We start from the raw sequence: 8809 nt of genomic DNA on the forward strand, positions 1-8809 counted from the left end.
ATCTGGTCGAGCACCGGCATCAGCATCCCGTCGCTGTGAAAGAACGCGAAGGCGCCGCGCTGCTTCACACGCGCCACAAGTCGCGCCAGATACGGCGTGACCAATTCGGCGAACTGCGCGGGACGCAAGAACGGCCCCGCATTGAATGCGACATCGCTCGCCAGGACGACGAAGTCGACGCCGGCGTCAACCAGATCGTCAATCCTATCGAGGGCGGAGCGGCACATCGCTTCCGCTTGCTCGTGGAGACGGCCGCGGTGCTCGTGGAGGTCGGCGGCGAACTGCATCCAGTCCGTGATCACCTCAATCGCCCACACACCGTGTCCGACGATGCTCCCGATCAGGATCGAATCCCCGAATGTCCGCTTTGCCGCCGCGACCCCGTCCGGATCGGACCACGGCCAGTACACCGCCAGCGCATCCCATTCGTAGCGCTCCACAATGCGGGTGTAGATGTCCATGCACGCCTCGACCATCCGCTCCTTCTCGGGCCGGGTGCAGCTCGCCCACGCGCGGCGGTCGGGGAATTGCAGGCCGAAGGCCTCGCGCTCCAACTCGAACATGGTCTCGAAATGCGGCGGCCGGTCGGGCTCCTCGAAGCGGAGCGTCTTGAGTATGCGCTGTCTACCCGTCACGGCTCACCTCCGAGGCCCGTCGGCGCCGCGCCGTCACGGCATCACCACGACCTTGACCGCGCGCGCTTTGTCCCGCGCGGTGGCCATCGCCTGCTCGATCCGCTCCAACGGGAAGCGATGCGAGATTAGCGCCTCGCCATCCACGACGCCTTCCCTCAGATACTCAAGCGCGAGCGGTGTGAACAGCGCCGGGGAAGCGAAAGAAGCCCGCAGTTGCAGCTTCTTGAAGTGGAAATCGTTGGCGTCGAAACGGCACAGCGCATCCTCGCCGTGGCCGATGCCGATGAAGGAGATGATCCCGCCTTTGGCTGCCGCCCGGAAGGCGCCGGCGAAGGTAGGCGGCCGCGTCGTCACCAGGATGCGATCGATCGCGCAGTCGAAATCGTAGTCCTCCAGCGGTGTTTCCGTCGGGTCAATGACGACGTCCGCGCCGAACTCGTGCGCGGCGCGCGCCCGTGCCTTCTGGCTGGAGTAGGCGCTGACGAACACTCTGCGCGCGCCCATGCGCTTCACCAATGCCAGCGCCATCAACCCGATCGGCCCCGGCCCCATGATCAGGACGTTGGAATCCGGATGCATCTCCGCCAACCTGACCATGTCAATCGCCACCCCGAGCGGCTCGCTCAGCGCGGCCACCTCCGGCGTCAACCCAAGGTATGGGATCGCCGAGATCGCGGGCGCGATCATCTCCCCCGCAAGTCCCATGTAGCCGAGATGGAAGAAGCTCTTGATGTCCGTGCACAACTCCTGGCGCGCGTTGCGGCAGTTCGCGCAGCGACCGCACGGGGTGGAGGAATCCAGCGCGACCTGTTGCCCCACGGCGAGGTCGCTTACCGCCGAGCCGAGTTCCACAATGACGCCGGCGACCTCGTGTCCGAACGGGGCCTCTGCTTGCTCGCCCGAAACGACGTGCAGATCGGTCCCGCAGATTCCACACGCCTCGACGCGGAGCCGGATCTCGTCGGGCCGCAGCGGCCGCAGCTCGATGTCCCGCAGTGTGACGGTTTCGCCCTGTTTGAACGCTGCCTTCATGCTTCGCCTCTCGCGGTGGTTGCGGTGTGCCGTCACTCGGGCTTGAGGATGGCGCACTCGAACACGCCGCCTGCGGTGTTGCCCTCATGCGGCTCGAACCGCACTGTCACTTTGCTCTTGCCGCGCGTCAATTCTGCCGGTATCGGATACTCCACGTCGAAGAATTCGCCGGGCTTGTCGCGGTTCAGCGACTGCGTGGCGACGACCTCGCCATCCACCAGGATGTCGAACCGCCGCGGCGGAACATCGTCCCCCCAATAGGTACACGCGAGCGTCATCGCGACTTCAGGAAGCACTGCGATGTCCCAGCTCCACCACCCGCCGCTCGTCGCGTGACGCCAGGCCTTCCCGCCGAACGGCCCCGCCGCGGTGTCGCGGCCCTGGAGATTATGTGCCGTTTCCGATCCCTCGTCGCCGGGAAGGACCCGGTCAACCACCCGCGTTTCCCGCTTTCGCCGCGCCTCCTCGTCCGCGAGTATCTGCCGGTGCCGCCGGCTCCCCTCCTGCGTCACGACCCAATAGACGCCGTAACGCTCGTGGATCACTCGATACAGCGGGACGAACGTCACGTCGGTCGGCTGACCCACCGTGCGGAAGGTCAGCGGCTCCCCGGGAACCGGTTTGACCCAGGACTGCGGATCATCCGCATCACCCGGAAGGTATGTGTGCTTCTCGCTGAGCCCGGCCACGACCAGCGGGCCGTACATTAGCGCGATCAACTCGGGGTCGTCGGGCATCGGCTGCGCGCGGAGGCTCATGGGCAGGTTGACCTGCACCTTGTCCTTGTCATGCCATTCCCGGTCGATTGTCAGATAGGACGTGGGCCTTGCTTCCGCCGACACACGCTCACCGTTAACTGTCACCTGCACGCCGCGGTCGGCCCACCACGGCACCCGAATCCGGAGCGCGAACGCCGTGGGACGTTCGGCATGAATAACGAGCGTAGTTCCCTCCTGCTCCGGGAAGTCGGTGGCCTGCTCCAGCCGAACGCCTTTTTCCAACCATTCCACCGCCGATGCGATGAACAGGTTGACATAGAGGCCGCCTTCATCGTGGAAGTAGATGCCATCCCCCAGGCCGGAGAATGCCTCGACCCCCGTGCCGTAGCAGCACCAGAAGGAATCGTACGGCGTGCCGAATTGCTTCGTATAGCCGGTGCCGAGAGGCATGAAGTAGATGAGCATGCCATCCTCGGGGTTCTGGGTGCCGAGCACGCCGTTGAAGAAAGCGCGCTCGTAGTAGTCGGCGCAGCGAGGATCGCCGGTCCAGCGTATCAGGTAGTGCGTTAGCTCGAGCATATTGTGCGTCGTGCAGCTCTCCTGATTCTGCGCCCCGACGGTGTGTGCCAGCCGATGCGGCTCGCGCCAGAACTCGCGATCATTGCTTCCACCGGTAGCGTATGAACGCGTGTTCACCACGCGCTCCCAGAAGAACTCGACCGCGGTGCGATACCGCTCATCCCCGGTCAGCTCGTAGTGACGCGCGGCCCCGAGCATCTTTGGGATCTGCGTGTTCGCGTGAATCTCCGTCAGGTTATCATGCTCCAGCGAGAGCGGCCCGAGAAACGCTGCCTGGTCGAACGCATGCGCCAACTCCAGGTCCTCGGCCTGTCCCGTCACCGCGTAGAGATCGTGCAGGACCTCCGACATTCCCCCGAACTCGATGGTCAGCACGCGATCCATCTGCTGCGTTGACAGCTTGTCAACGCGGCGCTTGAAGTACCCCGCCATGCCCTCCAGCACGTCCAAGGCCTGCTGGTTGCCGCACAGTGCGTACACGTCGAACAGCCCCGCCATGATCTTGTGGATGACGTAGTACGGTGCCCAGGGCGGACTGTCCATGCGCTCGAGCCGGTCCCAGTACTCCGCAGGAAAGGCTGACAGGTAGCCACCGCCCAACGCCTCCTGGCACTTCGCCAGCTCCGCGACCATTGCGTTGGCCGTCGCCTTCAATTCCTCATCGCCGGTGCTGGCGTACATACGGGCGCATGCGGAGAGATAGTGCCCAGGGAAGTGACCGCGCACCTCGACCGTCGGTGCCTCCCAACCGCCCAGCGGCTCGCCGGGCGTGTCCAGCCCGGCATTGAGGCGGAAGGGGTATAGCAGCCGATCCAGGTCGAGGGCATGAAGATAGCGACGGTCGGCCTCCTGGGCGGCCTTGCACGGCCCGTCGAGCAGGCGCACCTGCGCCGGACTGAAAGGCGTCAAGCGTATTTCGACTTCCGAGGACGCCGCGGGGGCCGCAGCGCCCCTCCGCTCAGTCATAGCCATACCTCCAATCGCGGCAAGCAGGACGATGGCGATCCCCGTGAGCCGCTTACGGCTGGCGCGCATGCTCATGGAGACGCCTCCCGTCGCCCGTCCCCGCGCGGCTTCTTCGCCGGGTCGTCGGCGTTGGCGAACGGGATCGTCCCAAAGTAGTCGATCCCGATCTCCGCAGGCGCGTCGGTCGGGTCGAACCGGAACTGTCGAATCGTCCCCGACCAGCGCGGATGGTTCGCCACATCCAGCACGTACTCATGCATCCGTCCGTCCGCGATGACGTCGAATCGTACGCTGTGCCCTTCACTCCAGGCGCGATCCCCGCCGGTCGTCCAGAACAACTGCCCCTGGCGCCCCGCGCTGACGTTCATCCTAAGCACGACTCGCTGGGCGTGCTGCGCGGGCAGCCCCATGGTTGGCGGGCCCAGCAGGATGGGATCATTCCCGGTGCTTCGTCCGCGGAGACGACCTCGCTCGATGCGGATGCCCGCCACATCATTGCCCGGCCGCAGCCACAAGTCGTGAACCGATTCGAAATCCATCGCCAATCCTCGCCTGAGGCCGAGTTCGGCCGAGTAGCGGCGGTAGTAGCGGTCGTTGACGTGCTCAAACGTTACCGCAGTCGCGAAGCGTTGACGGTCTGTCTGGCTGGGTATCGGCACGCGGTGCGGCCCGCGGCCCATCGTGAGCGCGTCGCGCACTGCATTGAGATACCCGAATCCGTACTGAAGCCCCGGCTCCGCCGCCCCGCCCTCGCCCCACTCGTTCCACGCCTCGAACAGCGCAAGCCCGGGCCGACGATCCACGAAGCGCGGCAGCATGTCGAGCATGCGGCGAAAGGCCGCGGGCGTGTTCCCCGCAGTGCGGACGGCGCGGTCGCCCGAGCGCCCCGCGTCGTCCCAGCCGATCCAGGCGCATGGGATGTAATCGAGGCCCTGGTCGTGCGCGCGCTCGCGGGCGAGCGCGAAGCACTCGCGGTGGCGAGGCATGAGGGCGCCGTACGGCAGCGACGCGGTGGCGAAGTCGAGCGGCACGTCGCACGACCCGTACGTATAGGCAGTGACGCAATCGAACCCCCCGGCGGCGTAGTCGAGGAGCCATGGATTGTTTTGAACCGCCACGAAATAGACGCCCGGGTGCCCGTACTCACGGGCGATCTCCCGCATGCGATCCAGCGCGGCGCGACAGCCGTTCCACCCTCCGTGCGCGTTCGCAATCCTCGCCGGCACGTGGATCAACACGACGGGCTTCCCTTCGACACGCAGGTAGTTCGGGTAACGGAAGCAGCGTTCGCACAACGTACGCATGAAGCCCGCAAGGGAATCGTGTGAGAAGTCCAGCGGCTTGAACTCCGTACACTGCCCTTCGTTGCACCAGTCAACGCAGAATTGCATCCGATCCGCGAACCGGCTGCGCAGAAAGCCGCGTTCCAGGGCATCATTCAGGTAGAGCATGCCCTGATTGTAGTACCAGTCGAAGACGAAGAAGGAGATGCCATGCTCGACCGCCCAGTGGATGTGCCAGTCGGCGACCTCGGGTGATGCCTCGTCGTAATAGCCCAGGAGCGGTTCGAAGTGCTCCGCGCGGCGGACACCCAGACCGGCCCGGTCCCAGTCGAGCATCACCGGGAAGTAGTAGCACCCCAGCCGGAACTCCGTGGCGGGCGCAATCGGCGGCCACAAGTCTGCGGTCGCTGTCTCGATCTCCTCGGCGGCCGTGACGAAGGGCCTCGTCAGTTGGTCGAACGTGCGCACGGCCCCGTCGGCGCGGGCGCGCACCGTGCATCGAATCGGCGCCTCGGGGTTCTCCGGCGCGCCGAGCAGCGGAAGCCGCGTGACAAAAGCATCCCCGTACGACAGCTTCCCTGTCGGGAAGACGAGGTCGTCGATGGAACGCAGCCCCGCGGGCAGCTCGATCTCGACCGTGGCGCTTTCCACGCGCGCAGCGCCGCGATTCTCGATGCGGATTCCAAGGCCGGCGCCGCCGGCGCCGCCCTCGCCGCCGGCGGGCGTCGGTTCGGGGAAGATGTCAATCGAGAGATTGGCGCCTCGTTCGGGGAGCGGCGTCAGCTCGAATCGCGTCATCATGCCCGCGCAACCGGGCTCCACACCGGCGAGGATCCTCGCGGCGCGCGCGGCCTCGGGCGACACGACCTCGACGGCGTGATGCTCCCACTCCCGCCCCAGCAGGACACCGGTCCAGGAGTTCTCATAGCCCAGATGATTGCCGTCGGCGTCCAGCCACTCTAGAGAGATCTTGTACCGCCCGTCGCCCGCGATCCGCTTCACCTGTCCGCCAAGGCGATACGGAGTCAGCGGCTCGACCGCGAATGTGTCGGAGATGATGCCCGCCTCGTGCGAGGACCATCGGGCGTCCATCTCAACGGCCGCGCGGCCTGTCTCGCGGCCGGAAGCGCGAACCACCCGCACCGAGGCCGACGCCGGTGAAATTCGCCAGTACGCAAGGCCTTCGCCGAAGCTCGGATTCGGGCAGGCCTGCGCGGGACCGTCGCCCCAGGCGCCGGGCGCAGACAAAAGAGCCGCCAGCGCGCCTGTCAGGACGGCGGCGTGACAAATCGTCAAGACGGCGGAAAGGGACCTGCGCATCAACGACGTATCCTTTTCAGCAGTCACCCCGGAACCTCGACGACCTGTAACTTCGAGCCGACGCGAGCCCCGTCCTGCGACGACTCCCCCGCGAACGACATCCTTGCGTATCAGCCGGCGCGGGCAAGGCCGCGCGAGGAAGCGCCTCGACCGACGGCGTAACTAGGCGTAACGATCGCATCGCGCCGGGTCTGCCGGCTCGCATGGAGGTGGCGAAAGTGCCCAGGAAAGTACGCTACGAGGAGATGCTGCCGCACGAAATCGTCGAGGCGAGGACCGCGTGCCCGGTCGCCTATGTGCCGCTCGGCGGCGTCGAGTGGCACGGGGAGCACAACTGCGTCGGGCTTGACACGGTGAAGATGCACGCGCTGGCGATGAAGTGCGCCGAGGCCCACGGCGGTCTCGTCATGCCGGCGCTGTTCTTCGGCGAGCCGCGCGAAAGCCATCTCATGGAGGCGACGAGCGGCGACGTAGCTCGCATCGCCGAGAAGATGGGCCTACCCGCCGAGAACTTCGCACCGGGCTACATGCACGCTACGCGCGTGGAGGAGGACGAAAGGTATCTTCGTCTCCTGCTGCATGTCCTGTTTCAGATGCAGAGCCTCGGGTTCCGCGCCGTCGTGCTGATGGCAGGGCACTATCCGCTGCTCAGGCACGCCCGTGCGGCGGTGGAGATGTACCATTCACAGGGCACATGTCGCGTGTGGGCGTGCACGGGTTACGAGTTGGTGCGGGACGAGATCCCGGATGCGGGCGATCATGCCGCTGCGTGGGAGACATCGCTGATGTTGGCGCTGCGGCCGGATCTGGTGGACCTGAGCCGGCTGCCGGCGGGCGACGATCTGGGCGATCTCGTCGGCGTCGGCGGGCGCGACCCGCGCAAGTTCGCTTCCGAGGAGTACGGCCGGAAGGGCGTCGAAGCCGTCGTGCGACGGGTGGGGGGCAAAGTGAAGGAGTTGCTGGCGTAGCTCTGGCCGTGGAATGCGTCTCTCACCTCCAGGGACGTCAGCGCGGGTCGTCGGAGCGGAGCATCAGCATGAGGAAGCTCAACATTGCCGTGGTCGGCCTCGGCCTCGGGCGCCATCACGTCGCGGCTTACGCCGAGTCGGGTAACGTCGCCCGGCTGGTCGTGTGTGACCCCGACGCGGCGCGCGCGGCAGAAGTGCGAACGGCGTTTCCCGTTGTCGCGGAGAGCTACGAGGATCTCGACGCGATGCTGGACGCGGAGTCTTTGGACGTGGCCAGTATCGTGACCCCGGATCACCTTCACCGTCCCCACGCGGAGCGCTGCTTCGAGCGCGGCTGTCACGTCCTGGTGACGAAACCGCTGGCAACGAACCTAAGAGATGGGCGCGCGATGGTGCGGGCTGCCGAGTCGGCCTCGCGCGTGCTCATGGTCGCCCACGAGCGGCGCTTTCGGACATACGTCCAGGCGATTCGATCTATGCTCGACGCCGGCGGCCTCGGCGAGATCATACATCTCAGGATTGACGCGATACAGGACAAACGGGGGCAATTCCGGCGCTCGCCGTGGTACGCTTCAGCCGAAGCAGGCCGCACGGCACTCGTGGGCACCGGCATCCACGAGGTGGACTTGCTGCGCCATTTCGTCGGCAGGCCGATTGAGTCGGTCTGCGCGTACGGCAACCGGATAGGATCCCTGGACTTCCCGAATGATAAGACGACGACTGCCCTGTTCAGATTCGAAAACGGTGCGATCGGACAGGTGACGGTCACCTACGAGGCGCACTGGCCCAAGGCCGGAGCGATTGACGATCACTTGCGGCTCGTCGGCACGAAAGGAATGGTCGTGGGCCTCCGAGCAGTCCGCGATGGCCGCGACGACTGGCAGGATCTCCCGCGCGACCCGGACCCGATCGTGACCGGCACTTCGGGATGCGTCAAGGCGTTCCTGAGGTCAGCACTGGAAGGAGCCCCCGCAGCCATAACCGGCCGAGATGCCTTCGCATCGCTGGCCGCCTGTGTCGCGGCGGACGAATCGGCAGCAACCGGCAAGTTCGTAGCGCCTGCTGGCGCAGACTTCCGATAGGGAAGCGACGGCCTGTTCGCGGAGCGGAACCACCGGCGACGCGGGGCGGCGCTCATGTCACCGCGGCGGGCGCGCGATCGCGCCGCTCGATGTGGGCGCGCCGCGCTTGGTCGGCCACGCGACCGGGCCGCGGCCAGCCGTACTCAAGCAGTAGACCTTTCCATCCCGCGAGGCGACGAGGATCTCGAGTATCCCGTCGCCGTCCACATCAGCCACAGCCGGGGA

6 protein-coding genes are annotated in these 8809 nt (G+C 66.2%); 2 read left to right on the forward strand and 4 right to left on the reverse strand.

Annotated elements, in window-relative coordinates; all coding sequences use genetic code 11:
- From JSV65_01510 to JSV65_01525, 4 genes are all read right to left on the reverse strand, one after another.
- Positions 1-635: hypothetical protein (locus JSV65_01510; GenBank protein UCH35054.1), on the reverse strand; the 635-nt coding region annotated here is incomplete at its 3' end.
- Between the two features lie 33 nt (positions 636-668).
- A complete protein-coding gene (locus tag JSV65_01515; GenBank protein ID UCH35055.1) occupies positions 669-1667 on the reverse strand; it encodes an alcohol dehydrogenase catalytic domain-containing protein in 999 nt (332 codons plus the stop codon).
- Positions 1668-1699: 32 nt separating this feature from the next.
- Positions 1700-3931, reverse strand: a complete 2232-nt coding sequence (locus JSV65_01520; protein UCH35056.1) for a glycoside hydrolase family 127 protein — start codon at positions 3929-3931, stop codon at positions 1700-1702.
- 71 nt (positions 3932-4002) lie between these two features.
- Positions 4003-6534, reverse strand: a complete 2532-nt coding sequence (locus JSV65_01525) for a glycoside hydrolase family 99-like domain-containing protein (protein UCH35057.1) — start codon at positions 6532-6534, stop codon at positions 4003-4005.
- 218 nt (positions 6535-6752) lie between these two features.
- On the opposite strand from JSV65_01525, the gene JSV65_01530 reads away from it, so the two are divergent.
- A complete protein-coding gene (locus JSV65_01530) occupies positions 6753-7502 on the forward strand; it encodes a creatininase family protein (GenBank protein ID UCH35058.1) in 750 nt (249 codons plus the stop codon).
- A gap of 68 nt (positions 7503-7570) precedes the next feature.
- Positions 7571-8584 (forward strand): Gfo/Idh/MocA family oxidoreductase, encoded by a 1014-nt coding sequence (locus JSV65_01535; protein ID UCH35059.1) that lies wholly within the window; start codon positions 7571-7573, stop codon positions 8582-8584.
- Positions 8585-8809: the final 225 nt, after the last annotated feature.

The sequence above is a fragment of the Armatimonadota bacterium genome, from assembly GCA_020354555.1.
Taxonomy (GTDB): Bacteria; Armatimonadota; Hebobacteria.